Source organism: Paraburkholderia sp. RL17-373-BIF-A (assembly GCF_046030175.1).
Taxonomy (GTDB): domain Bacteria; phylum Pseudomonadota; class Gammaproteobacteria; order Burkholderiales; family Burkholderiaceae; genus Paraburkholderia.
Map to the genome: position 1 here is coordinate 1 of NZ_JARESO010000254.1, position 1446 is coordinate 1446.

Annotated in this window: 1 protein-coding gene; it reads right to left on the reverse strand. The window is 50.3% G+C overall.

Translation table 11 applies throughout. The features are described from left to right. Window positions 1-554 precede the first annotated feature (554 nt). Window positions 555-1446: hypothetical protein (locus tag P0D80_RS50130; protein WP_408296176.1), on the reverse strand; the 892-nt coding region annotated here is incomplete at its 5' end.

The following is a 1446-nucleotide window of genomic DNA, read 5'->3' on the forward strand; positions in this document are numbered from 1 at the left end:
GTAGTCACAAGTGACCGCGAGCAACCCTCGAAGAAATCCCGATCTGCACGCAATGCCTGAAGGCTGTCCGGCATCGGCTGCTTCGTTGGCGACGATTGCGAATACCCCTTTCCGGGCGATGATACGCATTTCCGCACGAATCCTTACGCCTACCCAGTTTACGGGAATCACTTGTCAGCATGGGCTTTCGGTCACGCTCCGCGTCCAGTCAAATCTGGACGGTAGCCGATCTCGCTACTCTGACCGGAGATCCAGTCCTGACGGGGCTTGCTGACGGCCCATAAAGGGCGCGCCGTTCCGACGACGCTTGCCGGAACGGCGCCAGCCTCACATTCAGCGTGGGGGCTGGGGATACAAAGTAGCGTGCGGGTTTCCCTTCTGCGTTTCACGTAGACCAGGCAAAGACGCGCTCAATGGTCCTGAGACGCTCCTCGAAGATGGCGTTGTTGAACAAACCAAAATCCGGGAAAACCGCCCCGATTTTCTGTCCGTTTCTGGTGACTAAACCGGTGCTGATTGTTTCTCATGAGGAAGGGAGAAGACCCGGATTGGATTCATACGGAGGAAACGCAGTCTTTCGCCAAGCCGTATCTAGCAAAAATTTTTCGAGTAGAAGTGATAAATTTTTCAGAATTTACCGCATCAGTCGATGTTCGACAAACACAAAACGTTGAATTCTCATTTGTGTAAGGAGGACATGGACAGGCAGTTACATATTCAACGTAGTCATCGTAAGACATAGATACCTGCGACCACGGATCGATTGCAATCTGATGCACCTCACCATGCAGAGCAAAATTTGCTACGCAAAAAACGTGATCCCCATTGCTCTCTGCCATGTAGATCTCAATATGCATCTCGACATCCTTCAATCCGCGCGAATAAAGAAAATTCTTGGCACTCAAGTGTGCAAGGGCAGCGGCCGCATACGCCATCTCAAGACAATTCCCACATGAATACTTCAAGGAAGTAGAAACGGCAGATACCGCGTTTCCAAAATCGAAAGTGTCGGAGACGTGATCGCCAATGTCGCGCAGGGCGCCCACAATACTATTGTAGACTAGAACCTGTTCTGTCAGGCCATGCTTTGCGTGGTCTCGCGTGGCCGACTTAGGAACGAGGCCATTGACAATCGTGGAGCAACGGTGACCGAAGCTGATAGCGGCAAGTCTGTCTTGAACTTCGTGCCTGACGATCATCCGGCCACACTCAATATTGGTGACATCAATTTCCAGATGATGCTTGAATTGACGAAGGGTCGTACCTTCAATTGTTGTAATAGGGAGATTATTCAAAAAAACACAAAGCGAGCGCGCCCCGTTTTCATTGTCGCGCTGATCAATTTGAAGAATATTTCCGTCGACCTCCACACTAACATTCGTACTTCCAGGAAATTCATTTAGCCTCGAATAAATGTCTATCAAGGCTTGCTCGATCGCCGCTTTC